19 protein-coding genes, 1 other RNA gene, 8 pseudogenes and 1 riboswitch are annotated in these 25,973 nt (G+C 47.6%); of the genes and pseudogenes, 16 read left to right on the top strand and 12 right to left on the bottom strand.

The features are described 5' to 3' along the window. The first annotated feature begins 4 nt into the window (after positions 1-4). On the top strand, positions 5-1,399 hold the full coding sequence (locus DXE35_RS05970; RefSeq protein ID WP_114689875.1) for a DEAD/DEAH box helicase: 1,395 nt from the start codon (positions 5-7) through the stop codon (positions 1,397-1,399). Positions 1,400-1,558: 159 nt separating this feature from the next. Next, positions 1,559-1,837, top strand: coding sequence for a chorismate--pyruvate lyase family protein (locus DXE35_RS09785; RefSeq protein WP_231970060.1), 279 nt, complete (start codon positions 1,559-1,561; stop codon positions 1,835-1,837). 154 nt (positions 1,838-1,991) lie between these two features. Here DXE35_RS09785 and DXE35_RS05980 read toward each other — a convergent pair whose 3' ends face one another. Both DXE35_RS05980 and hemC read right to left on the bottom strand, forming a co-directional pair. Continuing rightward, entirely contained in the window at positions 1,992-2,816 is an 825-nt protein-coding gene (locus DXE35_RS05980) for a uroporphyrinogen-III synthase (protein WP_114689876.1), read from the bottom strand. 24 nt (positions 2,817-2,840) lie between these two features. Beyond that, positions 2,841-3,806: a hydroxymethylbilane synthase gene (hemC, locus tag DXE35_RS05985; protein WP_114689877.1), complete on the bottom strand. Its 966-nt coding sequence runs from the start codon at positions 3,804-3,806 to the stop codon at positions 2,841-2,843. Positions 3,807-3,849: 43 nt separating this feature from the next. On the opposite strand from hemC, the gene argH reads away from it, so the two are divergent. The 3 genes from argH to DXE35_RS06000 are packed head-to-tail and all read left to right on the top strand — an operon-like array spanning position 3,850 to position 7,351. Then, entirely contained in the window at positions 3,850-5,268 is a 1,419-nt protein-coding gene (gene argH / locus DXE35_RS05990; RefSeq protein WP_114689878.1) for an argininosuccinate lyase, read from the top strand. 5 nt (positions 5,269-5,273) lie between these two features. Continuing rightward, positions 5,274-5,825, top strand: a complete 552-nt coding sequence (locus DXE35_RS05995) for a TRAP transporter small permease subunit (protein WP_114689879.1) — start codon at positions 5,274-5,276, stop codon at positions 5,823-5,825. Further along, the gene (locus DXE35_RS06000; protein ID WP_114689880.1) at positions 5,822-7,351 is read left to right on the top strand and encodes a TRAP transporter large permease; all 1,530 of its coding nucleotides are present in this window, start codon (positions 5,822-5,824) and stop codon (positions 7,349-7,351) included. The genes DXE35_RS05995 and DXE35_RS06000 overlap by 4 nt, the downstream gene beginning before the upstream one ends. A 40-nt stretch (positions 7,352-7,391) precedes the next feature. Here DXE35_RS06000 and DXE35_RS06005 read toward each other — a convergent pair whose 3' ends face one another. The 5 genes and pseudogenes from DXE35_RS06005 to DXE35_RS06025 all read right to left on the bottom strand — a co-directional run bounded on the left by DXE35_RS06005 (position 7,392) and on the right by DXE35_RS06025 (position 12,034). After that, positions 7,392-9,659, bottom strand: coding sequence for an arginine/lysine/ornithine decarboxylase (locus tag DXE35_RS06005; RefSeq protein ID WP_114689881.1), 2,268 nt, complete (start codon positions 9,657-9,659; stop codon positions 7,392-7,394). After that, entirely contained in the window at positions 9,656-10,090 is a 435-nt protein-coding gene (locus DXE35_RS06010; RefSeq protein WP_231970061.1) for a hypothetical protein, read from the bottom strand. Before DXE35_RS06010 ends, DXE35_RS06005 begins: the two co-directional genes overlap by 4 nt. 38 nt (positions 10,091-10,128) lie before the next feature. Then, positions 10,129-10,377 carry a potassium channel family protein gene (locus DXE35_RS06015; protein ID WP_114689883.1) on the bottom strand — a complete coding sequence of 83 codons (249 nt, stop codon included), beginning with the start codon at positions 10,375-10,377 and terminating at the stop codon, positions 10,129-10,131. Between the two features lie 207 nt (positions 10,378-10,584). Beyond that, on the bottom strand, positions 10,585-11,151 hold the full coding sequence (gene dcd, locus DXE35_RS06020) for a dCTP deaminase (RefSeq protein WP_114689884.1): 567 nt from the start codon (positions 11,149-11,151) through the stop codon (positions 10,585-10,587). A 40-nt stretch (positions 11,152-11,191) separates the two neighbouring features. Further along, positions 11,192-12,034 (bottom strand): annotated as a pseudogene (locus DXE35_RS06025) (formate dehydrogenase accessory sulfurtransferase FdhD). 156 nt (positions 12,035-12,190) lie between these two features. On the opposite strand from DXE35_RS06025, the gene metG reads away from it, so the two are divergent. From metG to panC, 4 genes are all read left to right on the top strand, one after another. After that, positions 12,191-13,861, top strand: a complete 1,671-nt coding sequence (metG, locus tag DXE35_RS06030; RefSeq protein WP_114689885.1) for a methionine--tRNA ligase — start codon at positions 12,191-12,193, stop codon at positions 13,859-13,861. Between the two features lie 103 nt (positions 13,862-13,964). Further along, complete coding sequence (locus tag DXE35_RS06035) at positions 13,965-14,153, top strand: DUF3460 family protein (RefSeq protein ID WP_114689886.1); 189 nt, start codon at positions 13,965-13,967, stop codon at positions 14,151-14,153. Further along, a complete protein-coding gene (locus DXE35_RS06040) occupies positions 14,146-15,009 on the top strand; it encodes a segregation and condensation protein A (RefSeq protein WP_114689887.1) in 864 nt (287 codons plus the stop codon). The genes DXE35_RS06035 and DXE35_RS06040 overlap by 8 nt, the downstream gene beginning before the upstream one ends. Then, positions 15,006-15,857, top strand: a complete 852-nt coding sequence (gene panC, locus DXE35_RS06045) for a pantoate--beta-alanine ligase (protein WP_114689888.1) — start codon at positions 15,006-15,008, stop codon at positions 15,855-15,857. The genes DXE35_RS06040 and panC overlap by 4 nt, the downstream gene beginning before the upstream one ends. A gap of 259 nt (positions 15,858-16,116) precedes the next feature. On the opposite strand, the gene DXE35_RS06050 is transcribed toward panC, so the two are convergent. From DXE35_RS06050 to DXE35_RS06065, 4 genes and pseudogenes are all read right to left on the bottom strand, one after another. After that, positions 16,117-16,734 (bottom strand): methionyl-tRNA formyltransferase, encoded by a 618-nt coding sequence (locus DXE35_RS06050; protein ID WP_231970062.1) that lies wholly within the window; start codon positions 16,732-16,734, stop codon positions 16,117-16,119. A 317-nt stretch (positions 16,735-17,051) separates the two neighbouring features. After that, positions 17,052-18,029 (bottom strand): annotated as a pseudogene (gene frc / locus DXE35_RS06055) (formyl-CoA transferase); the annotation flags it as partial. Positions 18,030-18,035: 6 nt separating this feature from the next. Beyond that, a pseudogene (gene oxc / locus DXE35_RS06060) lies at positions 18,036-19,646 on the bottom strand (oxalyl-CoA decarboxylase); the annotation flags it as partial. Between the two features lie 203 nt (positions 19,647-19,849). Next, positions 19,850-20,466 (bottom strand): annotated as a pseudogene (locus DXE35_RS06065) (Crp/Fnr family transcriptional regulator). An 83-nt stretch (positions 20,467-20,549) separates the two neighbouring features. Next, a riboswitch (cobalamin riboswitch) is annotated at positions 20,550-20,767 on the top strand. A 310-nt stretch (positions 20,768-21,077) separates the two neighbouring features. Here DXE35_RS06065 and DXE35_RS06070 point away from each other — a divergent pair. From DXE35_RS06070 to DXE35_RS06100, 7 genes and pseudogenes are all read left to right on the top strand, one after another. Then, positions 21,078-21,428 carry a TonB-dependent receptor gene (locus tag DXE35_RS06070; RefSeq protein ID WP_162784978.1) on the top strand — a complete coding sequence of 117 codons (351 nt, stop codon included), beginning with the start codon at positions 21,078-21,080 and terminating at the stop codon, positions 21,426-21,428. A 541-nt stretch (positions 21,429-21,969) separates the two neighbouring features. Then, positions 21,970-22,513: pseudogene (locus DXE35_RS06085) on the top strand (TonB-dependent receptor domain-containing protein). Beyond that, positions 22,476-22,754 carry a TonB-dependent receptor domain-containing protein gene (locus DXE35_RS11420; RefSeq protein ID WP_415070068.1) on the top strand — a complete coding sequence of 93 codons (279 nt, stop codon included), beginning with the start codon at positions 22,476-22,478 and terminating at the stop codon, positions 22,752-22,754. The pseudogene DXE35_RS06085 and the gene DXE35_RS11420 overlap by 38 nt, the downstream one beginning before the upstream one ends. A gap of 54 nt (positions 22,755-22,808) precedes the next feature. Beyond that, positions 22,809-23,096: a hypothetical protein gene (locus tag DXE35_RS06090; RefSeq protein ID WP_114689895.1), complete on the top strand. Its 288-nt coding sequence runs from the start codon at positions 22,809-22,811 to the stop codon at positions 23,094-23,096. An 83-nt stretch (positions 23,097-23,179) separates the two neighbouring features. Further along, a pseudogene (locus tag DXE35_RS11485) lies at positions 23,180-23,296 on the top strand (cell division protein ZapA); the annotation flags it as partial. Positions 23,297-23,395: 99 nt separating this feature from the next. Beyond that, positions 23,396-23,614: non-coding RNA, 6S RNA (ssrS, locus tag DXE35_RS11490), on the top strand. Then, positions 23,615-24,425 (top strand): annotated as a pseudogene (locus tag DXE35_RS06100) (sulfite exporter TauE/SafE family protein). It abuts the RNA gene before it with no gap. Here the strand turns inward: DXE35_RS06100 and DXE35_RS06105 are convergent. Then, a pseudogene (locus DXE35_RS06105) lies at positions 24,426-25,949 on the bottom strand (malonate--CoA ligase). Positions 25,950-25,973 lie beyond the last annotated feature (24 nt).

Consider the following 25,973-nt stretch of genomic DNA (forward strand, 5'->3'; position numbering starts at 1 on the left):
TAGCATGATTTTTTCTAAAGAAACTAAACACGAGTCGAAAGCCTCAAAGAGTACTGGAAATGAATTCCAGAATTTCGCCCTAGCGGCATCACTCCTTAAAAATATTGCTGAGCTGGGTTTTACCCAAGCCACTTCCGTGCAAGCTCAGGTTATTCCTGCAGCCTTAGCAGGTGGTGACTTATTGGTTAGCAGCCAAACCGGTAGCGGAAAAACCGCAGCCTTTTTATTGCCTTTGATTAATCAGCTCATCGAAGACAACCCGAACAGCTCACCTGTTCCAGGTCGCGCACAACCCAAAGTGTTGGTGCTCTGCCCTACTCGTGAATTGGCTCAACAGGTTGCCGCCGATGCAGTGAACTTAGTTCGCGGCATGAAAGGTATTCGTATCGCAACCGTTATGGGTGGCATGCCTTATGGCAAGCAAATTCAAGCGTTAAAAGGTGCATTGTTAGTTGTTGCAACTCCAGGTCGTTTACTCGACTTATGCGACAGCAAAGCCATTCGCTTAGACGACGTCAAACAACTCGTTATCGATGAAGCTGATCGCATGCTTGACATGGGATTTGCCGACGACCTCGAGGCAATTGATAAACGCTGCGCAGGCCTCAACCAAACTTTGATGTTCTCTGCTACTTTCGCGCCAAAGATTATGTCTTTAGCAAATGAGTTGACCACAGATGCCAAGCGTATTGAACTTGCTCACGCAGGTGAAAAGCACGCCAACATTGAACAGAAGTTGCATTGGGCTGACAGCACGTCACATAAGCACAAGTTACTTGAGCATATTTTGGACGCTGCCGACCTAGATCAAGCGGTCGTGTTTGCGAGCACTCAAATTGAGAGCGAAAAAATTGCTGACACATTGCGTGCTAACGGCTATGAAGCAACCGCCCTTCACGGCGCAATGCCTCAAGCGGTGCGTATGCGTCGCCTTGAGTCGTTACGTAAAGGTCACACCAAGATTTTGGTTGCGACAGACGTAGCAGCTCGCGGTATTGATGTGCCACGCATTAGTCACGTAATCAACTTTGGTTTGCCAATGAAACCGGAAGACTATACACACCGCATCGGTCGTACCGGTCGTGCGGGTCGCAACGGCGTTGCTATCACTTTGGTTGAACATCGTGATCGCGCGAAGATTCGTAATATCGAACGCTTCACACAGCAAGATATCGTCGCTTCAGTCATTGCTGGTCTTGAGCCACAGGCCAAGCCAAGCTCTGGCGGTGGCGGTGGTCGTCCTGGCGGTGGTCGTCCTGGCGGTGGTCGTCCTGGTGGTGGTCGCTCTGGCGGTGGTGGTGGTCGCTCTGGCGACTCACGTCCAGCACGCCCAGCAGGTGGCCCACGTTTTGCGAAGCCTAAGTCTGGCGGTCAGCGTCGCAACTTTAGCGGCAACTGAAAATGATTCACCGTAATCGTCTCCGTTCTGCATGGAATCGAGTCGGTTCCGGTGAAATCCATCGGGCGCCACGCGAGTGGCAACCCTGGCTAAGCGATACCGGATCTCTCACCAAAAAAAATTGAGAAGGCAATTGGGCAAAAACTAGAAGTTCAGGTTTTGCGTGACTGCCCTCAAGCACTCAATAGCGACGAAAGTCGCTATTTTCATTTGCAGCTCAGACGCTGCAGAGTGCGCGAAGTATTGCTCTGTTCCAACGGAGTTCCTTTAGTGATGGCGCATAGCGTCATTCCCACCCTGAGTTCTAGCGGCAGCAATCATGCCATTTTGCACCTAGGCACTAAGCCGCTAGGTGCAGTGCTGTTTAGCAAAAAACGTAAACACTCTAAAGCCAAACCTCCGCGCGACATTGCTCGATTAGATAAAAGTAGTGAGTGATGGAAAAAATGCGCTAAGCACTTTCCTGGTCTGAGCTCGCCATTATGGGCGCGACGCACCCTCTATCGTTTAAAGGGTCGCCCTATCTTGGTCAATGAAATTTTCTTACCCACCTTATTGAAGGCTGCGCAGTTTTAGCTATTCGCTTTTACTTTTAGATTGTTAGCCAAGCTAACGTTGATTTGATCAAGGCCTCATCACCAGGTTCGCTAGTTAAGACCTCTCCAAAGCCAATTAACTCCGCTGCATCGGTGATATTGTGATGTGAACACAGCGCACTGGCGCCATTAAGGTTTTGGATGAATTGGTCTTTCATAACCTCACCAAGATAACGCACAGCCTCAGAAGAGGTAAGCAACCAAAGTGATTTACTCAAATCCATCTCGCGAATTGCAAGCCATGCAGGATTATCAATATCCAAAGGCACGCGACTATAGCTTGAAATAGCCTCCACAGTGGCGCCAGCTGTTTTTAATGTATCAGCCAACCAGTCGCGACCGCCATCACCTTTGAAGATCGCCACTTTTTTATCCCGCCAATTCCATCGCAGGGATTGGAGTTCCTGCCATAAACCCTCGGAATCCCAATGTTCATTGTTCCCTGGAACGATGATCGACGTCGGATTTTTCTCTGAACCTATGCCATGCTTCTTCAGAGCCAGGTAACTACTACCCCCCATCACACCAATGGGAATAATCTTTTTGGAAAAATCTTGCCAATCCCGCTCTAGCAAACGCATCACACTTTCAATCGCATTTGGACTTACAAAAATAGTGAGATCGGCATCACTCAATACAGTGGCGATATGGTCAGCCAAATGCTCATCAGATTTGGGGACAATGGTCAGCAATGGAAGGGAAAGGATTTCTGGAAGGCTGCGCTTTGCGACTCCATTTGCTTCAATTGCCCTAGTAAGCACCTCGACCAACTGACGAGCCTGTCCACTCGGTCTTGTAACAATGATGGTTTTCGTGCTCATGCCAATGGCGACTTTGTGCTTGAATTATTGAGGTAAAGCAGGGATTAAATCAGCCGCGCCCTGTGACAGCAAGTCCTTTGCAACCGCAAGCCCCAGAGCCTCGGCGTCTTCAACCGACTTCACTTGAGCGCTTCCCTTAGCCAAACAAATTGCTTTGCCATCCGTACTCGCCACAAAGGAGCGAATCTGCATTTGATTTTGATCCCATACCGCATGCGCAGCTAAGGGCACTTCACAGGAGCCGCTCAGCTGACGCGACACCATACGCTCGGCAGAAACCGCAAATAAGGTAGGCCAGTCATTTAATGGAGCCAACCATTGTTTGACGTTGGGATGCTTTCTTAAAGTTTCGATACCCAAAGCGCCTTGACCTGCCGCAGGAGTGTAAGGATCATAGGGTAAGAACGCGCGTATGCGTGACTCTAGACCCAACCGCTTTAAACCAGCAGCCGCCAAAATAATCGCCTGATACTCGCCACGATCCAGCTTACCCATCCGCGTATCTAAATTGCCACGCAATGGCTGAATGACTAAATGAGGAAATGTCGCGCGCAACACCGACTCACGGCGCAAGCTCGACGTACCTACAATCGCACCGTGCGGAAGATCTTCAAGGCTGGCAAAGTCATTCGAAACAAATGCATCTCTTGCATCCTCTCTAGCCATCACACAAGCAAGGTCAAATCCTTCAGGCATGACCATCGGTACATCTTTTAAAGAATGGACCGCTAAATCAGCCTTTCCATCTTCTAGGGCTGTTTCGAGCTCTTTTACAAAAAGACCCTTTCCACCCACTTTTGAGAGGGCTTTATCTAATATTTGATCTCCTCGGGTGGTCATCCCCAAGATCTGCACATCACAGTCGGGATAGAGCTTTTTAAGGCAATCTCGGACGTGCTCCGCCTGCCACATGGCTAAACGACTTTCGCGGGAGGCAATTACGAGGCGCTTTGGAGCGGCAAAGGGGGTGGAATTCTGAGTTTGGGACATAACATTTAAAATAATCAAAGACCTACACCAATATACTGCGTTTATGAGCTCATCAAATAATTCCTTAGCCAACAAAGCCCAAGCTTGGTCGGCCCGTTTTGCCGAACCTGTCGACGAACTGGTTCAGCGTTATACCGCCTCTATTGGCTTTGATCAACGCTTTGCGATGGTCGATATTGCCGGCTCCCTGGCTCACGCTGAAATGTTGGCTGCCCAAAAAATCATTAGCACCCAAGATTTAGCGGACATTCAAAATGGAATGGCTCAAATTAAGAGCGAAATCGAGTCCGGTCAATTTCATTGGCAGCTTGCGCTTGAAGACGTTCATCTCAATATTGAGGCACGCTTAACTGCATTAGTTGGCGATGCTGGCAAACGTTTGCATACTGGTCGCTCACGCAACGATCAAGTCGCTACTGATTTGCGTCTATGGTTGCGTGGTAGCGTGGATGATATTGCCGTCACACTGAAATCCTTGCGCACGGCCCTATTGGATCTCGCTGAAAAACAGGCATCCACCATCATGCCGGGTCACACCCATCTGCAAGTAGCGCAGCCGATCACCTTTGGTCACCACTTGATGGCCTATTACGAGATGTTTAGCCGCGATGCAAGTCGCTTAGCGGATTTACGCACTCGCTTTAACCGCTTACCCCTAGGCGCTGCGGCCTTAGCAGGCACCACTTACCCTATTGATCGCGAGCAAGTTGCTAAGACGCTTGGTTTTGATGGCATCTGCAATAACTCCTTAGATGCCGTATCTGATCGTGACTTTGCCATTGAGTTCTGCGCCTTTGCCTCTATTTTGATGATGCATATCTCCCGCTTGTCTGAGGAACTCATCCTATGGCTGAGCCCTCGCTTTGGCTTTATTGAGTTGCCTGATCGCTTTTGCACTGGTAGCTCAATCATGCCGCAGAAAAAGAATCCAGACGTACCAGAATTAGCTAGAGGTAAGACCGGTCGTGTTTATGGCGCTCTGATCTCTTTGCTGACTTTGATGAAAGGTCAACCACTCGGCTATAACAAAGATAATCAAGAAGATAAAGAACCATTATTTGACGCGGTAGATACCGTGCAATATACCTTACGCATTTTTGCCGACATGATTCCCCACATTGAAGTCAAAGCGGAAGTGATGAAGAAAGCTGCGGAAGAAGGTTTTGCAACCGCAACCGACTTGGCTGACTACTTGGCTAAAAAAGGATTAGCTTTCCGCGATGCTCATGAAGCTGTGGCTCATGCCGTAAAAGCTTGTGTTGGCAGAAACTGCATGCTGACCGATCTCAGTCTCTCTGAGCTGCGTTTTGCTTGTGGTCTTGATAGCCGTCCTGAGCTCATTAGCGACGATGTGTTTGCCGTGCTCACGGTAGATGGTTCAGTGCAGTCACGTCAACATGCTGGTGGCACCGCCCCTGCTCAAGTACTTGTCGCCATTAAACGGGGTCGCGCAGATCTCTAAAACACATGCGGTTTTGGCTCACACTCTCCACAGGCATTGATCGTATAAACGCGTTTTTAGGCAAGGCAGCCAGCATTCTGATTTTGCTGTCATGCGCCGTATCCGCGATCAATGCTCTTCTTCGTTATGGATTGGATATCAGCAATAACTGGCCTCTAGAGCTGCAGTGGTATCTCTTTGCTGCAGCCGTCATGTTGGGTGCCTCTTACACCCTAAAACGCAATGAGCATGTCCGTGTGGACTTAATTTATTCCCACCTCTCGGATCGCGGACGCTTGTGGGTTGATTTATTTGGCTTGATTTTCTTTTTAATGCCTGCCTGCATCTTATTTTCCTGGCTCTCGTGGACCACACTCTTTTATCCCTCTTGGCTAGTGATGGAGCACTCATTGAACTCTGGGGGATTGGCGCGCTATCCAATTAAATTTGTCGTGCCGTTTGGATTCTTCATGCTAAGCCTGCAGGGCCTCTCGGAAATCATTAAACGGATTTGCGCCCTTCAAGGGAAAATCGCCTTACCCGCCGAAGACCTTCATTACGAAAAGCCAATGCAATGATTCCATTGGAGTGGATGCCGCCTTTAATGTTTGCTGGACTAATCGTCTTTATGCTGATCGGCTTTCCGGTTGCTTTCTCACTAATGGCGGCTGGTTTATTTTTCTCCTTGATCGCGATGAGCGAGGGATTTTTTGGAGTCGCTTTTTTACACGCTATTCCTCAGCGCATCTTTGGTAGCGTGCTTGCAAACGATCTACTGCTAGCCATCCCCTTCTTTACCTTCATGGGCGCAATCCTAGAGCGCTGCGGTCTTGCGGAGGAAATGCTGGACTCGATGGGGCAGTTGTTTGGACGGGTACGTGGGGGCCTGGGTTATTCCGTCATCATCGTCGGGTTTATCTTGGGCGCTATTACTGGCACGGTAGCCGCTCAGGTGATCGCTATGGCGATGATCTCATTACCAGTGATGATGCATTACGGCTACAACATGCGCTACGCTACGGGCGTTTTGGCAGCCTCTGGAACGATTACCCAATTAGTACCTCCATCGCTGGTGTTGATTGTCTTGGCCGATCAACTCAAAACTCAGAGCGGTAGTGCCGATGTAGGCAGCATGTATCTGGGTGCTTGGGGTCCATCGCTTTTGCAGATCGCCCTCTTTGCACTCTATACATTCTTTTTAAGCCGCGTCCGCCCAGACTATTTACCGCCGGTTCCAGAGAGCGATCTAACCCTGAGAGGCTGGGTACTTTGGAAGAAGTGCTTAATGGGAATCATCCCTTCAGCAGCGCTGATTTTCTTGGTCCTTTGCACGATTATGACTGGTATTGCAACCCCTACTGAATCTGGAGCCATGGGGGCAATGGGCGCCTTGCTGCTCGCCTGGCTGCGCCGCTACAGCATTCCTAATTTAAAAGGGTTAATCCAGGAAGCCTATCAAAACACTATGGGTATTACTGCCATGGTGGTCTTTATCCTCATTGGCTCAACTTGCTTCTCGGTCGTGTTTCAAGGGGTGGATGGCGGGTTCTGTGTTGAAGAGCTGTTCTCTAATTTACCTGGTGGCTGGATTGGCTTTCTGACCGTCGTGCACTTATTTGTTTTCTTCTTGGCCTTCTTCTTGGACTTCTTTGAAATTGCATTCATTGTGGTGCCAATGCTGGCGCCAGTAGCAGTGAAACTGCTATCGCCCGTATTGCTCGACTCCATGAATGGCAATCCCCAGGCAGCAGCTAGCGCTGCTCTGGTTTGGTTTGGGGTAATGCTTTGTGTAAATATGCAAACCTCTTTTATGCATCCACCATTTGGCTTTGCTCTTTTCTACCTTAGAGGTGTCGCACCTAAAGAGGTAAAGAGTAGCGATATTTACTGGGGCGCCCTACCTTGGGTGGGCTTGCAGTTGGTCATGGTTGTGCTAGTAATGGCCTTCCCCGCTCTGGTAACCACCCTCTTAGATAAGCCTGCGGCGGTTATACAAAGTCAGGATTTCAATTTCACAGACGGCGAGGACAAGACCGATGCATCGTCAAACAACGTGGATGAAGATGCTCCGGTGACGTTTCAGCTAGATAAGCCTATCAAATAAAAATGCCCCGCAAGCAGGGCATTTTTCAAAACATTTCAGATTACAGCTGGCAATCCCGCTCTTGTCTTACACAGTCAACGTAGTACTCGCTTTTACCATCAATACTAGTTTTCACTAGTCCATGAATGTCTGTTTCAAATCCTGAGAATTTCTCATTGAAGTCACGTGCGAAGTAAAGGTAATCCACAATGCGCTTGTTAAAACGCTCGCCAGAAATGAGTAGCGGAATGCCAGGAGGATATGGCGTAACCAACATTGCGGTCACTCGCCCGTCCAATTGATCGAGCGGCACACGATCTACCTGCTTGTGCGCCATCTTCGCCCAAGCTTCGGAAGGCATCATGGCTGGCTCCATATCCGAGGTATACATCTCAGTAGTCATACGCGCTATATCACGGCCCTTATAAAACTCATGAATTTGTTGGCAGATATCTTTTAAACCAACGCGCTCATAGCGTGGATGCTTCGCCACGAACTCAGGCAACACTTTCCACAAAGGCGCATTCTTATCAAAGTGGTCTTTAAATTGCTGTAACTCCGTTACCAAGGTATTCCAACGACCCTTAGTAATGCCGATAGTGAACATGATGAAGAAAGAGTACAAGCCGCACTTCTCTACGATCACGCCACGCTCAGCAAGGTACTTGGTAACAATGCTGGCGGGAATACCCATAGATCCAAAGTTACCTTCAATGTCCAAGCCTGGTGTGACAACCGTAGCCTTAATTGGGTCGAGCATATTGAAGTCTTTGGCCAGCTTGCCAAAGTCATGCCAAGCCGCGGATGGCTCTAAAACCCAATCCGAACGCTCGCCGATACCTTCTTCAGCCAAATGATCGGGACCCCAAACCTTGAACCACCAATCAGCACCAAACTTGTCATCCACTTCCCGCATAGCGCGACGGAAGTCCATCGCTTCAGAAATGGATTCTTCAACGAGAGTTGTGCCGCCCGGGGATTCCATCATGGCTGCGGAAACGTCGCATGAGGCAATGATGGCGTATTGAGGGCTAGTTGAAGTGTGCATCAAATAGGCTTCGTTGAAGCAATCACGATCCAGCTTGGCATCTTCCGCGTCCTGAACCAATACTTGGGAGGCCTGAGATAAACCGGCCAGCAACTTATGAGTAGACTGAGTAGCAAACATCAAACTCTTCTTGGTACGCTTTCGGTCAGAGCCAATAGCATGCATATCTTTGTAGAAAGGATGGAAAGCGGCATGTGGCAACCACGCCTCATCAAAATGCAAGGAGTCGACTTTGCCATCAAGCATTTCTTTGATCATTTCAACGTTGTACACAATGCCGTCATAAGTACTTTGAGTCAAAGTCATGACGCGAGGCACTACATTCTTATCTTTGATGAATGGATTGGCATCAATTTTCTTCTTGATGTTTTTCCACTCGAACTCTTCTTTTGGAATTGGTCCAATAATGCCCAAGTGATTACGCGTAGGCATCAAGAAAATAGGAATCGCACCCATCATGGTGATGGAGTGAATGACGGACTTGTGACAATTACGGTCAACCAATACAACGTCACCTGGGGCAACGGTAGAGTGCCACACAATTTTGTTTGAGGTAGAAGTACCGTTGGTCACAAAGAACAAATGGTCGGCATTAAAAATACGAGCGGCATTACGCTCGCTCTGCAACACTGGACCGGTATGGTCCAAGAGCTGACCCAGCTCTTCTACCGCATTACAGACGTCAGCACGGAGCATATTTTCACCAAAGAACTGATGAAACATTCGCCCTACCGGGCTCTTGAGGAAAGCAACACCTCCAGAGTGGCCAGGACAATGCCAAGAGTAAGAACCTTCAGAAGCGTAATTGGTTAAAGCGCGGAAGAATGGCGGCGCCAACGAATCCAAATACACCTTAGCTTCACGAATGATATGACGCGCTACGAACTCAGGGGTATCTTCATTCATATGAATGAAACCATGCAGCTCGCGCAAGATGTCATTTGGCATATGACGCGAGGTACGGGTTTCGCCATACAAGAAGATCGGAATATCTTCATTGCGCTTGCGCACCTCAGTAATAAAAGCGCGCAAATTATTTAATGCGGGAAGATCGTGACCTTCAGAATCCGATACAAACTCTTCATCATCAATTGAAACGATGAAGGTGGAAGCACGAGAAGCCTGTTGCGCGAATGAAGTAAGGTCGCCATAGCTGGTTAAACCAATAACCTCCATGCCTTCATTCTCGATAGCTTCAGCGAGGTCGCGAATACCCGATCCCGAAATATTTTCGGAGCGGAAGTCTTCATCAATAATGATGATTGGAAAACGAAATTTCATAAAAAATCCCCTGCTAACTTATCCGAAGTATTCGGAATCCACTTATCAAAATTAGTTAGATCGATGATTCGATCTCCGTCTGGTAATACCGTGACTATATCAACAAATGTCGCATTTTGCTGCACATCTTTGGGAAAATACACGTGGCGGGCATAGACCTGATTAGGCAAACTCTCGTGATAGCCAGTAAAGGTAATCAATAAATGCCATTGACGTTCAATATCGATTTTACCAAGATACGCTTTTAGTGCGCTTGTTTCATCCATGCTATGCATGGCCGTCCAAGTCAAAGAGAAGACAGGACTCTCTGAGCGATGCAACGGCAATTCAACAGAGCGACGATATCGCTCGCCCTCTGAAGTCATGCTTTCTGCAATCAACCACAAGTGTAATTGAGCCTCGACAATGTGTGAACTACGATCATTATCCACGCGAAATTTAAATGTTTGTACGCCGTCATGACTACCAACTATACAGCCACCTTAGAAAAGCGCACGCCCGCAGTTTGGCGAGTAAAACGGGAAATTGCCAAACCCATTGTCAACGCGGAATACACAATGCCAAAGAACGCTTCAAAAGTAACAATCATGTTCGCCCAATGTCCGACAGGCGTCATGCGACCATAACCGATTGTCGCCATGGTTTGCACGCTAAAGAAAAAGACATCAAGCAAAGAGCCAGGCTCAGCGTGGGTTATCGCACCATCGCCACAAGCCAAGTAAGCTAAAGCGAATCACAGATTGGTCGATAAGCAAACAAAGATAACCAGCAATAGAAAGCTGACCCAGCTAGTACCTCACAACCAATGATAAAAATTGTTTTCTGGACACGCTATTTCAGTACGCGAAAGAGTCGCGCGATATTCATCTAAATTAATTCGCGCAGGACGGCGACTGAAATGGAACTTACGCACTGCCGTAATGGCCTAGGTCTTGGGCAGGGTAACACCCCGCTGACCTTGATACTTGCCACCGCGATCTTTATAAGATGTGCCACATACTTCGTCGCTCTCGAAAAAGAGCACTTGCGCGCAACCTTCGCCAGCATAAATTTTGGCAGGCAATGGAGTAGTGTTTGAAAACTCTAAAGTGACATAACCTTCCCACTCTGGCTCAAATGGGGTTACGTTCACAATAATTCCGCAACGCGCATAAGTACTCTTACCAACGCAGACTGTCAGAACGCTACGTGGAATTTTGAAAGACTCAACCGTTCTTGCCAACGCAAAAGAATTAGGAGGAATGATGCAAACATCACCCTTGAAATCGACGAAAGATTGTTCATCGAAATTCTTAGGATCAACGATGGTGCTATTGATGTTAGTAAATATCTTAAATTCGTCTGCGCAACGAATGTCATAGCCATAGCTTGATGTGCCATAACTTACGATTTGGTTGCCGACGGCATCTTGGCGTACTTGCCCAGGTTCAAATGGGCTGATCATGCCTTGCTCGCCCAGGCGGCGGATCCAGCGGTCTGATTTAATAGTCATGGCAGAATTGTAAAACCTTCGCCCTCACCTGCCAACGAATTTATTGGGGTTTTTGGCTAAAAACGACCCTCTCTGGCGCGTTATAGATCTCGAAGTGTTTACCGGAGCAACGGGAGAGGATGGTGATCTTGGTTTTACGGGCTAACTCCAGACCCATCAAGGTCACGCCAGAGCGAGTTCAAAGGAAGGGGATACCCATCTGAGCGCCCTTGATAACCATCTCCGACGTGAGGCGTCCGGTGGTAAAGAAAATCAGATCTTTGCCCGGCTTATTGGCCAGCCACATCAAACCAGAAATAGAGTCGACCGCATTATGACGACCCACATCCTCGATAAAGTGCAGTAGACGCACTCCATCTTGACCATCCCGCTCATAGACTGCACAGGCATGCACTGAGCCGGACTTCTTATAGATGGTGTCATGGGTTCGCATGGAGTCGATTAAGGCAACTATTGCCTCTTGGGATAGTACCGGACCCTCAGGCAACTGAATCTCCGACATCTCCTCGATAAAACCCCCAAACATCGTTCCTTGCCCGCAGCCGGTTGTCACCACCCGCTTGCTTGTCAGGGCGTCAATATCAACCGTACTCCGACGGATTTTAACGGCAGCAGAATCGGTTTCCCAGTCAACCTGGATGCTTTCGATATCGTCCGGAGACTCGACCAAACGCTGATTGCGCAAATAGCCCAGAACCAGTGCCTCTGGGGCGCTCCCCAAGGTCATGAGGGTCAGGACTTCACGCTTATCTAAGTCAATAGTTACAGGGCGCTCGCCAGGAATATGGGTGGTTTTTAGGTACCACATCTCATCCATGACCTCGACCTCGTGCACCAATGACACAGACGCGCAGGACATTTGAATGGTCGGTTTTGCTGCCATAAATACTCTCTAAAGTCGGACTGAGGTGAAGTTTATCGGGGTTTATGAAGGCTTCACGGTGCTTAACTTTAAACCGCAGACTAAAATCACTGCATAAGCCAGCATACTTGAGTGCTGCACATCATTTAACCTTCTTATTATTTAAGTCCGCATTACATGAGCAGTTCCCAACGCCGCCTTCTCGTCACCTCCGCCCTGCCGTATGCCAATGGTCAGATCCACATTGGTCATTTAGTGGAGTATGTCCAGACCGATATTTGGGTACGCTTTCAGCGTATGCGAGGTCACGAGGTGCACTACGTTGGCGCCGATGACACACACGGCACCCCAATCATGTTGCGCGCGGAACAAGAAGGTCTTACCCCCAAAGAACTCATCGCCAATGTTTGGAAAGAACATAAGCGTGATTTTGACAACTTCCACATTTCATTTGATAACTACTACACCACTGATAGTCCAGAAAATGAAAAGTTAGCCCAAAGTATTTATCTCAAGCTACGCGATGCTGGACTGATTGAAAAACGCGCAATTGAACAAGCCTACGATCCCGTTAAAGAAATGTTTTTACCGGACCGTTTTATTAAAGGCGAATGTCCTAAGTGTGGCGCCAAAGATAAATACGGCGATAACTGTGAAAAATGTGGCGCGACTTATTCTCCTACCGATTTAAAGAATCCTTTTTCAGTGGTTAGCGGCGCAACACCAATCAAAAAGATTTCTGATCATTACTTCTTCAAACTTTCAGATCCACGTTGCGAAGCATTCTTACGCGAGTGGACTCAAGTCAGAACCCCTTTACAGCCTGAAGCTCGCAATAAGATGAAAGAATGGGTTGGCCAACCTAGAGAGAGCAAGCTTGGTGACTGGGATATCTCCCGAGATGCCCCGTATTTCGGCTTTGAGATACCCGATGCACCAGGCAAGTACTTCTATGTCTGGCTCGATGCTCCCATTGGCTACTACGCCAGCTTCCTCAATTATTGCCAGGCTAAAGGCCTTAATTTTGATGAGTGGGTACAGCCCGATACCACTACCGAGCAATATCATTTCATCGGCAAAGATATTCTGTATTTCCACACCTTATTCTGGCCGGCTACCTTGCAATTTGCAGGCTATCGCACACCAACCAATGTTTTTGCTCATGGCTTCTTAACTGTTGATGGCGAAAAAATGAGTAAGTCACGTGGCACTCTCATTTCAGCCAACAGCGTGATTGAGTGCGGCTTTAATCCAGAGTGGTTTCGCTACTACTTCGCGACCAAACTCAACGACAGCATGGAAGATTTGGATTTGAATCTTCAAGATTTTATTGCGCGCGTGAATAGCGACTTACTTGGTAAGTACATCAATATCGCAAGTCGTAGCGCTGGGTTCTTAGTCAAGCGATTTGGCGGCATTGTTTCTGATGAGGCGATGAGCAATCCATTGCTAAAAGAGATTGCTGCCACCAGTGAAAAGATTGCTGAACTATATGAAGGACGTGAATACGGGAAAGCATTGCGCACCGTCATGGAGATTGCAGATAAAGTGAATGCTTTTGTAGATGAGAATAAGCCCTGGGAAATTGCCCAAGATACAGAGCGTGCAGCTGATTTGCAGAAAGTTTGCAGTATTACCCTTGAGGCATTCCGTATGCTGAGCCTTTACCTCAAGCCAGTCATTCCGCAGGTTTCGGCTGGTGTGGAGGAGTTTTTATCGTTATCCCCGCTGCACTGGGCAGATATCAATACCCCCCTTTCCAGCAAAAATCCGATGAAACCCTACAAACACCTCATGACACGGGTAGAAGCCCCACAAATTGAGGCTTTGCTGGCTGCAAACTTGTAAAAAGCCCCCTAAAAAGCACCTACAATGGCGGTTGTAGTCCCTAGATAACTTTTTGAATTAATTTTATAAGTTATTGAATTTATTGAGTATTTTAGGAAATGTCATGGCAAGATATCAATCTGAATTCACCCAGTTCTTAAATGAACTCAAATCCGAGAAACCACACCTCGAGGCGGAGCAGCAAGCTGGTCGTGCCCTCCTGTGGGATAAAGAACCATTAAGTGTTGAAGACCAGCGCCGCGCAAAAGCCGCCAAACTCAAACAACGCGCCTACGTTTATTCGAATGACTGAACCTAGCGCTCAGCCGATTTCAGATCTTCTTGATAGCGCACCATCGGTTACCGATGGCATGTCGGCTGCTTTCGCCAAGTTATACGGCGAACCACTTTTTAAGCTTCCTGCTGACCTCTATATTCCACCTGATGCGCTGGAAGTTTTTCTAGAGGCATTTGAAGGGCCTCTCGATTTATTGCTTTACCTGATTCGCAAACAGAACTTCAATGTTCTCGATATTCCTATGGCCCAGGTTACTCAACAGTACTTGAGTTATATCGACCAAATCCGCCATTACAATCTTGAACTTGCCGCAGAGTATCTGCTCATGGCTGCGATGTTGATTGAAATCAAATCACGCATGCTCTTGCCAATGAAGAAGGCAGACAGTGAAGAAGAGGTAGAAGATCCGCGCGCAGAACTAGTTCGTCGTCTCTTAGAGTACGAGCGCATGAAGCGAGCCGCTCAAGAACTGGATCAGATCCCACAACAAGGTCGTGACTTCCAAGTAGCTCACGGCTACGTAGACACCACCATTGCTATTGCTTGGCCTGATGTCAATGTAGAAGACTTGCAAGCAGCCTGGCGCGATGTTCTACACCGCGCCAAACTTACTCAGCATCACACTATTACTCTCGAAGAGCTATCTGTGCGTGACTTTATGACGCGCATCTTACGTCGCTTGCAAAGCACGAAATTTGTGGAATTTGGTGAGCTGCTTGAAGATGCCATCAAATCTGGCAAAGGTATTCCAGTGGTGATCGTGAACTTTATCGCCATGCTTGAACTCTCACGTGAAGCCCTAGTAGAGATCACGCAAGCTGAGCCGTACGCGCCAATTTATGTGCGCCTTGCCTATACCCCTGTTGCATGAAAATCATTAGTGACATTCAAGAGCTGCGAGACCACTTACGCGGTCAAAATCGCGCCTCTTTCGTGCCGACAATGGGCAACTTACACGAGGGTCACCTCTCGCTCATGCGCCTCGCAAGACAGCATGGTGATCCAGCGGTCGCCAGCATCTTTGTGAATCGCCTGCAGTTTGGTCCTAATGAAGATTTTGATAGCTACCCGCGCACCATGCAGGCAGATATCGACAAACTTGAAAAAGAAGGTGTCTACATCTTATTTGCGCCAACCGAGCGAGATCTATATCCGCAGCCACAAGAATACCGAGTTGACCCACCGCAGCAACTGGGCGATATCCTTGAAGGCGAATTCCGCCCAGGATTCTTTAAAGGGGTTTGCACCGTTGTCTTGAAACTCTTTTCTTGCGTTCAGCCTAAAGTTGCTGTGTTCGGCAAAAAAGATTACCAACAACTGATGATTATTCGTCAGATGGCCAAACAATTCGCTTTGCCTGTGGATATTATTCCTGGCGAGACGATGCGCGCGGAAGATGGTCTAGCCCTCTCCTCACGCAATGGCTATCTCTCAACTGAAGAGCGAGCAGAAGCGCCGGAGTTACAAAAGGCGCTGAGAGAGGTTCGTGAACGCGTTCTCCAACTTAAAGATCGCACCAACCAATCCATCTCTGAGATTGAAAAAGTAGCAAGCGCCTCTTTAGCAAAACGTGGCTGGCAGCCGGATTACATTGCTATTCGCCAGCAAAGCGATTTAGCCCCTGCTTCTAACGAGCAACTTCAGGCTGGTGAGCCACTCGTTATTCTGACAGCGGCCAAGCTTGGCAAAACCCGTCTGATTGATAACCTAGAGATTTAATTCTGTAGATTTTCTAGGGCCTTGCTCGTCCCATGGAAATCTTGCGCTAGAGAGCTCTTCCATAAGCTCTCGCTTGCTTAATGATGACCTTCTTGAATTAGTGCGCTCATATCCTAGAGACGACTCATCTTCAGCGGGGATCTCAAGGCTCTCATTTTTTACATCCGCCACCTCAGAGCTTTGATTTTTTTTTTGATGGAAGTATCTATTTTGGATTGGGTGGTCATCGCAGCATTAATTAGGCACTCACGCAAAAGATCTACAGATCGAAGAACTGCCCTACTTCTAGATGCAACTCTTTAGCCAATTCAGCACCAGTAACCTTGCCTGCAGCACCTTTAGCTTTGAGGACTTCAATCTGACCGCCGTGACAGGTGATCAAGAATGAATCCAAGGTAATTTGCGTGACCTCTCCAGGCTTGCCTTTAACAGCGCCAAAGGTGGCAGCAACATGCTTATGGAAATCATAGATCTGCACCTTTTGTGCGCCAAACTTAGTCCATGCTCCAAGGGCAAGATTGCAGGCACGGATGAGGTTATAGATTTGACTAATATGCGTCGCCCAATGGATTTGTGCGGCATTCGACGCAAACCAACCTTCGTAGTTAGCCTGTGATTCATCTTGCACCAATTCTTGATGCTTGCCTGCAACTACAAGATCCGCAGCTTCAAGCAGCGCTTTAACACCAATCGTGAACAGATGATCAAAGTAAATTTTTCCCAAGGTGTCATTAGGTCCAATAGCTACTTCTTTTTGCAAAATCACCTCACCTTCATCCAAGCCATCGGATGGACGGAAGATAGTTAAACCCGTCTTTTCCTCCCCCAGCGCAATCGCCCAGTTAATGGCGCTTGGGCCATGGTACGTAGGCAGCAAAGATGGGTGATATTGGATAGTGCGGTGCTTCGGAATCTTACAGAGCTCTTGGTAGCACAAATTGCAACACATACGCCATCACACAGATGTCTGCATTGCTATCAATCATGGCCTGCGCGGCCTCTGAACTCTTTAAAGACGCGAACTGCAAGGGGTTTAAGCCCCTTGCTTGCGCAGCTTCTTTTAAGACTTCCGGTTTGCTTTATTTGGGATTGTCGGGTGGGCAGAAAACAGCGACCACTTCGTCGCCGAGATCTAACAAAGCCTCTAAAGCAGCTTTACCAAAATCCGCACTCCCAATCAAAGCAACGCGCATCTTATATCACCTTGTCGTGACGTAATGCGATTAAGTCATCAGTGGTGTAACCCAGCTCATGCAAAATCTCATCAGTGTGCTCACCAAGCAATCGTGAACGAGTGACTTCTGTTGGGCTATCAGACATCTTGATTCGGTTGCCAACAGTGAGGTACTTGCCACGAATCGGATGATCCACTTCAACCACAGTACCAGTAGCACGTAACGCGGGCTCCTCAGCCATTTCTTTCATGGAGAGAATTGGGCCACATGGAATCTCGTATTTATTCAATACATCCATCACTTCAAACTTAGTCATCGTCATGGCCCACTTTTCGATCTCGCCGAAAATTTCCATGCGGTGTGGCAAACGCGCCATGGGTGATGCAAACCGCACATCCGTAATCCAATCTTCACGACCGATTACCTTGCAAACCGCTTCCCAAACTGGAGCCTGAACGATGACATACATATAGGCGTTAGGATCGGTTTCCAAATCCTTACATTTCACAATCCAACCAGGCTGACCACCACCAGAAGCATTGCCAGCACGGGGTACGGAGTCGCCGAACTCACCATTCGGAAACTGCGGATACTCCTGCATCAAGCCGTTGCGCTCCAAACGTTGCTGGTCATGCAGCTTCACACGGCACAAATTCAATACCGCGTCTTGCATAGCCGCCAATACCTTTTGCCCACGGCCAGAGTGCGTGCGCTGATAGAGCGCAGTCACGATACCACAGGCCAAATGCAAACCCGTTCCACTGTCACCGATTTACGCACCGGCCACCATAGGAGGGCCATCATCAAAACCAGTTGTTGATGCAGAACCGCCTGCACATTGCGCTACGTTCTCATACACTTTGCAATCTTCATAGAGGCCAGGACAAAAGCCTTTTACAGAAGCCATGATCATCATTGGGTTGAGTTCTTGAATACGCTCCCAAGAAAATCCCATGCGATCGAGCGCACCCGGTGCAAAGTTCTCAACCATGATGTCAGAAATTAACGCTGCTTCCAACTCTGCTGGCGTAGTTACGTAGTAACCAACACCACCAAATGCTTCAAGCATCTTGTCGTAACGCGCATCCTTAACGAATACTGTCGGCGCAACATCAGCACCACCAGTTGGATTTACGTCAGTTCCGCGATATACGCCATTGTTATTAAACACAACGGGTAGTAATTGGACGCTTGTAACGGCAAACGGTTTCTAATTCCATACCGCTAAAACCAAACGCGCTATCACCCTCAACCGCTACGGTTGGCAAGCCGCTAGTTACGGCTGCGCCAATGGCATAACCCATACCAATACCCATGATGCCCAAAGTACCAGAGTCAAAACGTTTTCGTGGCTTGTACATGTCAACGATTGCGCGGCAATAGTCGAATGTATTCGCGCCTTCATTTACCAAGCTCACATCTGGATTCTTCTTGATCACATCACGAATCACACGCAATGCGCCATGGAAGTTCATTGGCTTTGCTTCTTTAGCCAATGTCTCCGCCATCTTGGCCGTGTTCTTGTCTTTCTTCTCAGTAATTGCAGCAATCCATTCAGCGCTTGGCTTCGGAACAGCTGACATACCCTTCAAGAGCTCGCCTACGCATGAACCGATATCGCCAATCAATGGAGCGGCAATTTGTACGTTGCTATCGACTCCGTTTTCCTGAATATCAATCTGGATAAATTTCTTAGGCTCTTTGCCCCAAGTGTGACCTTTACCGCGCGCAAGCAACCAGTTCAAGCGCGCACCACCCAATAACACCGCATCAGCTTCGGCCGATACAAATGAGCGCGCCGCAGAAGCGGACTGTGGATGGTTGTCTGGCAATAAACCTTTTGTCATCGACATTGGCACGTAAGGGATGCCTGATTTTTCAATCAAATCACCAATCTCTTTATCGGCTTGCGCGTAAGCAGCGCCTTTGCCCAACAAAATCAACGGACGCTTCGCACAAATCAACGGACGCTTCACACCCTTGAGTACGTCTAACGCACGCGCAACCGCATCAGCCGCTGGGGTTTGGCGTGGAACTGGATCGATTACCTTGAAGATGGATTTCTTGGCCTCTTCAACAGACATAGTCTGGCTCAGCAATTGAGCTGGCAAGTCTAAATACACACCACCTGGACGACCAGAAACAGCTGCGCGAATCGCGCGCGCAAAACCAATACCAATATCTTCAATGTGATTAATACGATATGCAGTTTGCAATATGGCTTAGCAGCATTGAACTGATCCATCTCTTCGTAGTCGCCTTGTTGCAAGTCAACGATTGCACGCTCGCTTGAACCAAAGATCAAAATCATTGGGAAGCAGTTCACAGTCGCGTTAGCAAGCGCTGTCAAACCATTCAAGAAACCAGGCGCAGAAACAGTCATGCAAATACCTGGCGTTTGCGTCATATAACCCGCAATCGCCACAGCATTACCTGCATACTGTTCGTGACGGAAACCAATAAAGCGCATTCCCTCCGCTTGAGCCAAGCGACATAAGTCAGTAATTGGAATACCAACTAAGCCGAACATCGTATTGAGATCGTTCGCCTTTAATGCATCAATGACGAGATGGAAGCCATCTGTTAATTGTGTGTTTTGGTTATCTGTTGTCATAGAAATTTTTATGTGAATTGCCCAGGCTCGCAAAGAGCTTGAGCAACTTTAGCTTTCGCTAAGGTCTCCAATTTAGTTATTAATCGCACAAAGGGTTTTGCTTCCCGCTGAGGCTGAGATGAATATTAGACTTGGGAGTGGGGTTCATCATTGACTTCGGTCAATTTCCCCCTAAATCCCGTAATTACAGGACAGATATCGACTTAGACAAAAAGCTCTTTGTGCTTCGTTTTCAAGCGGCTCAAGGTCTCAGGAGAGAGGTTGAGATAGGCTGCCAACTCTTTTTTAGGAAGCAATTCAAATAAATCCTCGTATTTACGCAAGAAGCGCTCTACTCGTCCTGGGGCGTCAAGCATATGCAAGGTGATGGTATGGGCCATGATTTCACTCATGAGACGCATCACCTCAAACGCAAAGCTTTCCTTGAGAGGCTTGTGCTGCTCGAGACATTCCGCCCATTTCTTCAATGGTATGCGAGCCACGCGGGCTTTGGTAACATTGGCAATACTGTAGGGGGCAGCCGTCTTGAGGCGCCAAGCAGCATAACTAGTTTCAATATCATTTTCGATGGCAAAACGCAGAATCATCTCTTTTGCATCGGAACTAGACACAATGCGCTTCAGAATTCCATCCAAAACGAAGTATTGCTCCATCTGATGATCGCCTTGGTGGAGCAGAATTTCCGATTTTTTCAGATCAGAGATGTCTAAAGGACGCTCTAACTCAGCCATTGTGGCCTAATCTAAGCTTTTTAAGACTGAGTTTTGACTCAACTGCAGATGAATCAGGTTTTTTCGGGGTGCTTATCTAATGCGGTCATCAATACTTACGCCTAGACCGTCTATTGTAGGCTTTTTTACCCCTGAAATCGGGGGGTTTACACCAAATACCCCAATAGGTCAGCTAGAATGCCAAGGTCATGGTTCTTTATTGCAGTGCAATAAAGTTAAACGGTAAACACTAAACGTGTGCTGCCCCCGCAGCGGTAGGTAAAAAATGCGTCTTTATTAGCCGTCAAAGACGTCAGGAATCTGACAAAGCCACTGTGCGCGTCAATCGCATGGGAAGGCCAGATTCTGATATTTACTAGCCCGGATACCGGCCAAGACAAGTGGAATTTTACGGACGGGGATATTCGCGCGCCAATGATGCGCAACCCGCGCCTCATTGACGCTTGAACTCCTGCACGGGAACTTCTGTGCGACCCAGCTAACGTGGAAGTTAGATGGGTAATCGATAACAGAAAGTCAGTCATGAAGCAGCAGTTCAACAGCAAAAAAAATTAGCGCCTTATTTTGCGCAGGTTTACCCGCCTTTAGCAGCACGGCATTTTCACAAAACAACTCTAGTGTTTCGGTTGCAACAGCTCCAAACACAATAGACCCAATTATTGTTACTGCAACTAGATTGCCAACACCCGGAAACAATGTTTTGGCTGACGATACATATATTGGCCCTGAAGAAATTGAGCAAGCCGCTCAAACAAGCCTTCCAGAACTACTTCAACAACAAAGGGGAATTCAAATCTCAGGCTCAGGCGGTGGCGGAAATGTTTCAAGCGTTTATATACGTGGAACAAATAACAACCAAAGCTTGGTACTTGTTGATGGTGTAAGAATGGAATCATCCTCTCTTGGAGGGCCAATCTGGAATGCAATACCAGTCTCATCCATAGATCACATTGAAATCATTTATGGACCCCTTAGCACCATGTATGGCGCCGATGCAATGAGTGGCGTGATACAGATCTTTACAAAAAAGGTGGCGATCGAACTGAGATAAATGCCTCCTCAGGATACGGCACATATGGAACGAGCATCAACAACCCAAGCATCAGCGGCACAATTGATGGGGCTAATAAAACCGCCTATTCAATTGGCGTTATCCAAGAAAACTCACTAGGGTTTAATACGGTAGCGCCGAATAATGGCTGCTCACTAGGCTTAACATTTTTCGCCACAAAAAATAGTTATCAATATCCAATGTCGGCGGGCTATGACTCAAACTCTTCAGAGTCAACTATGATTCCCGTTATAGACAATGCAGTTAATAATTTATTTAGTGTTGCCGCCTATTCCAAGAATCAAATAAACGCAAAATGGCAAAGCATTTTTCAACTGTCCAGCTCGAATAGCACTGGGCAGAACCTGACCGGCTACAGCAATGACACAATAAACACTCCAGAATATGATTTGCACTGGCAAAATATAATATTGTCATTGGACAAGATACCCTGCAAGTGCTAGCTGAGCGCCGTATTCAGTACGTATATGCATCCAACTCTGTAAATGGCACCCAAGGTGGGTGTGGCCCTCAATGGGGGATGCCCGATATCCCATGCATAGTGAGCCAAAGCCGCACTACAGACTCTATTGCTGGCTCATACCAGCTAGAGAGGGGCGACAATCTTGCCAGCGCATCCATTAGAAATGATTCAATCTCCAGTTATGGCTCAAAAGTAACCGGAAGCATTGCATATGGATATTTCTTTACCAGACAATGGCGCGCAAATATTAACTACGGCACAGGGTTTAGAGCTCCTACATTTAATGAGCGCTTATTACTCCGGATCAGGTAATAGCACCCTCTCGTCCGACACCAATCGAAACATTGAGGCGGGACTTCAGCATGAGACAAGAGTCTATGATTTACACCTCGTTGCCTATCAAAATAATGTTCAGAATCTCATCCAGTGGCAACCTAAAACATGTGATATCAATGGCCTCTGGGGGCCAGCCAATTATGGTCTGGTGCAAATTCGAGGGGTTTCGCTTGGTGGGAATGCAAGGCTGGGAAATTACACACTCAAGGCCTCCTTTGATATTCTGAGTGCGATTGATCAAAAAAACAAATTTAGATTTACCTAATCGCGCAAAACAAGTTGTCAATCTAGGGGCCGAATATCGACTCAATAAATTTGATATAGGAGCGAATGTAACCATTTCTGGCCAATGTTACGGAACTCCTGCCTCAACGACTAACACTCCATGGATAGCGCCGTACGCACTTGCAAACCTTTACGCTAGCTATGAGTTTGATCGTCAGTGGACCGCCTTTGCTAGATGGAACAATATCTTCAATAGCAACTACCAACTCACTTATGGGTAGCAATACCCCTGGCTCAAATATTTTTGCCGGTATTCGCTATGCTAGAATGCCAATATGAGCGAATTGACCTCAATCCCTCCAAGCGATAACTCCAGCGACCTAGATTCGCTACATGCCTCCATTGCTAGGCTGGCTGAAAAAATTGCATCGATTACTGAGGCAGTACAAAACCTCAATCAAAATCGAGCGCAACTTGAAAACAAAATTGAAGATGCTCAAAAACGAGTTCAGCACATCTTAAGTTGTCTTCCAGAACAAAGTGATGGTCGACAACTTAATCTACTTTGCGAAGTTGCCACACCCAACAATCCAGAGGATGACAATGAGCCAACAACGCATTGAAGTAAGCCTTGCTGGGAAAAAAATTACTTTAGCAACCAGTGCTGACTGAACATGAGCCATTATTGCGAGCTGCATGCGTCCTGGTGGATGAACAAATTCAGTTAGCCATTAGCGGTGGCAATCGCAGCATTGAACGTGCCAGTATGATGGCCGCGCTCAAAATTGCTGGCGACCTCATCACATTACAAAAAAATCAGTCGCATCAAAGTACTTCATCCAATGTGAGCTCTGATGAAGTCACTCGTCTGCAGAGTGAGATTCGCGCCCTTGAAGATCAAGTAGATTCTTTGATGCAAACCCTTTCCCTGCCTGGTTCGCCAAGGCCAATAGTTCCTTGAACCGATGCGCAAGCATCCGGAACGATCTTTACCTTGTGGGCGTGAGCGTTTTGAAAGTTCACAGTGCCAACTTAGACTTGGCCACTCCCTGAACCTCTTAATGCACCCGAAGCAGAGTAGCCGCTCCACCTTGAACCTTAGGCTTCAAGATGACGGCCTAGCGGCTAAGGCGGGGAATTCATGTCACTAAACGATATCTTGATGTTATGCGGAAGCAGCTCGGGATTTTTAGCTGGACTTATGGGTATTGGTGGCGGAATGATTCTCGTGCCATTCATGATCCTTGTTTTTAATCACCTTGGGTTTAACCAAGAAGTGATTGTGCACATGGCAATTGCAACCGGCATGGCTACCATCCTATTTACAACCACATCCGCTGTTTGGGCACATCACAAACATGGCTCGATTGACTGGAAGCTAGTTGCTTCACTGAGTCCCGGCTTGGTAATCGGCAACTTAATTGGTGGTAGCGAAATCTTTGAAGTCTTAAATACCTCCTGGCTTTCACTCTTTTTCGCCATTTTCATTGTCTACACCTCAATCCAAATGTTGCTCAACAAAAAGCCTAAGCCCGGCAGAGAGTTGTCCAGTCGCTTGGGTTTGTTTGGATTCGGATCTTTTGCTGGCGCCTGATCCAGGCTAGTTGGAGCTGGTGGCGCGTTCATCACAGTTCCTTTCATGCTCTGGTGCAATGTCAAACCACACGTGGCCATGGCCAGCTCTTCTGGCTTGGGTTTCCCGATTGCGGCAGCGGCTACAGTAGGCTACATGTATGGCAGCTGTGGACACCCCAACCTACCCCCAATCTTTAGGTTTTGTTTACTTGCCAGAGGTAGTCTGCATCGCCGTGGTCAGCATCTTCACGGCACCAATCGGAGCGAAGATGGCGCGCACATTAAATGTGGCGCAGCTCAAGCGCATCTTTGGATTAATGCTGCTCATGCTCGCGGCCTTCATGTTCAATGAAAGCCGAAAAGCATTTGGTTTTTAATTAAGCTGTGTACTGTTGACGCAAGATATTCTTTTGCACCTTACCCATTGCGTTCCGAGGTAAATCAGAAACAATTTCGATGCGCTTGGGGATTTTGAAATTCGCAATTTGCGTTTTCAAAGTAGCAATCATCGTATCCGCATTTAATTTAGCACCGGCCTTAGGCGCCACCACCGCCATTACCGCCTCACCAAAATCAGGATGTGGAATACCAATCACAGCGCTTTCATCTACACCAGGCATATCATCGATAAAGCTTTCGATCTCTGTTGGATAAACGTTGTAGCCGCCAGAAATAATTAAATCCTTGCTACGGCCGACAATGCATAAATAATCCTTAGGTGCCTTGCCACCATTGGCATCGCCACCCCAGCGTCCAACGTCGCCGGTCTTAAACCAACCGTCTTTAGTAAATTCTCCATCGGTTTTCTCAGGCATACGCCAGTAACCCTTAAATATATTCGGACCCTTTACCTGAATACCGCCAATTTCGTCGACTTTGCACGGCTTATTGTCTTCATTAACAACGCGCACTTTGACGCCCGGCAATGGCAATCCAACCGATCCACCAACTCGCTTACCTGTGTAAGGGTTCGACACTCACATCACTGTCTCGCTCATACCGTAGCGCTCTAGAATCGGCTGACCAATAACTTCTTTGAAGGTATTAAACGTTTCCGTTAGCAAAGGAGCTGATCCAGAAATAAACAAGCGCATATTGCGCGCCACTTTCTTATTAAAACCTTTGTCAGCCAATAAGCGGACATAGAATGTTGGCACGCCCATCATGACTGTTGATTGCGGCATATGTTTAATTTAGTTGCGCAGTATCCAATCGTGGCAACCCAATCATTTTGCTGCCATTAATCAGCGCGCCATGAGCCGCCACAAATAATCCATGTACGTGGAAGATAGGCAAGGCATGCAGTAAAACATCGCCTTTTTTCCAGCCCCAGAATTTTTGCAACACCTGAGCATTGCTGCCCAAGTTCTGATGAGTCAACATGGCGCCCTTGCTGCGGCCAGTTGTACCGGAGGTATACAGAATTGCCGCTAAATCATCGTCTTTAGCGGGAACCGTTTTAAATTTGTCGCTCAATCCTGCGGCGCGCTCCAATAAGGTACCAGTGCGGTTTTCATCCAAGGTAAGGACATGCTTAGTGCCAGCCTTGGCGGATACTTTAGACACCCAAGAAAGATTTTTACCACCGCAAACCACTACCGCCGGCTCTGCGTTTTCTAAAAAGTATTGAATTTCAGCGGATTGATAGGCGGTATTGAGAGGTAAATAAATGTACCCGGCACGAATCGTAGCGAGATACAGAAAAAGCGCTTCTGGAGATTTTTCAACCTGCACTGCAACCCTAGACCCCTCGGAAGCGTAAAGCTGACAAGTAAATTTGCCAGCTTTGCTGTAGCTGCTTCCAGGTCGCCACAGGAGTAATAAAGACCATCATGCGTCTCGAGAGCACACGCTTTTTTATCTTTTGGCAAACCTTTTTCCAATAGCGAATATAAATTCATTTGAACTTCAAACCCAAGGGGCAA

It is taken from the genome of Polynucleobacter necessarius (assembly GCF_900095215.1).
Taxonomy (GTDB): domain Bacteria; phylum Pseudomonadota; class Gammaproteobacteria; order Burkholderiales; family Burkholderiaceae; genus Polynucleobacter; species Polynucleobacter necessarius_H.

What these genes read in the sequence shown, in the direction of transcription:
- panC (WP_114689888.1), top strand. Translation starts at nt 15,006, where the DNA reads ATGAAAATCATTAGTGACATTCAAGAGCTGCGAGACCACTTACGCGGT.
- DXE35_RS06090 (WP_114689895.1), top strand. Translation starts at nt 22,809, where the DNA reads ATGAGCGAATTGACCTCAATCCCTCCAAGCGATAACTCCAGCGACCTA.
- DXE35_RS06040 (WP_114689887.1), top strand. Translation starts at nt 14,146, where the DNA reads ATGACTGAACCTAGCGCTCAGCCGATTTCAGATCTTCTTGATAGCGCA.
- DXE35_RS06035 (WP_114689886.1), top strand. Translation starts at nt 13,965, where the DNA reads ATGGCAAGATATCAATCTGAATTCACCCAGTTCTTAAATGAACTCAAA.
- metG (WP_114689885.1), top strand. Translation starts at nt 12,191, where the DNA reads ATGAGCAGTTCCCAACGCCGCCTTCTCGTCACCTCCGCCCTGCCGTAT.
- dcd (WP_114689884.1), bottom strand. Translation starts at nt 11,151, where the DNA reads ATGACTATTAAATCAGACCGCTGGATCCGCCGCCTGGGCGAGCAAGGC.
- DXE35_RS05980 (WP_114689876.1), bottom strand. Translation starts at nt 2,816, where the DNA reads ATGAGCACGAAAACCATCATTGTTACAAGACCGAGTGGACAGGCTCGT.
- DXE35_RS06000 (WP_114689880.1), top strand. Translation starts at nt 5,822, where the DNA reads ATGATTCCATTGGAGTGGATGCCGCCTTTAATGTTTGCTGGACTAATC.
- hemC (WP_114689877.1), bottom strand. Translation starts at nt 3,806, where the DNA reads ATGTCCCAAACTCAGAATTCCACCCCCTTTGCCGCTCCAAAGCGCCTC.
- argH (WP_114689878.1), top strand. Translation starts at nt 3,850, where the DNA reads ATGAGCTCATCAAATAATTCCTTAGCCAACAAAGCCCAAGCTTGGTCG.
- DXE35_RS06005 (WP_114689881.1), bottom strand. Translation starts at nt 9,659, where the DNA reads ATGAAATTTCGTTTTCCAATCATCATTATTGATGAAGACTTCCGCTCC.
- DXE35_RS05995 (WP_114689879.1), top strand. Translation starts at nt 5,274, where the DNA reads ATGCGGTTTTGGCTCACACTCTCCACAGGCATTGATCGTATAAACGCG.
- DXE35_RS05970 (WP_114689875.1), top strand. Translation starts at nt 5, where the DNA reads ATGATTTTTTCTAAAGAAACTAAACACGAGTCGAAAGCCTCAAAGAGT.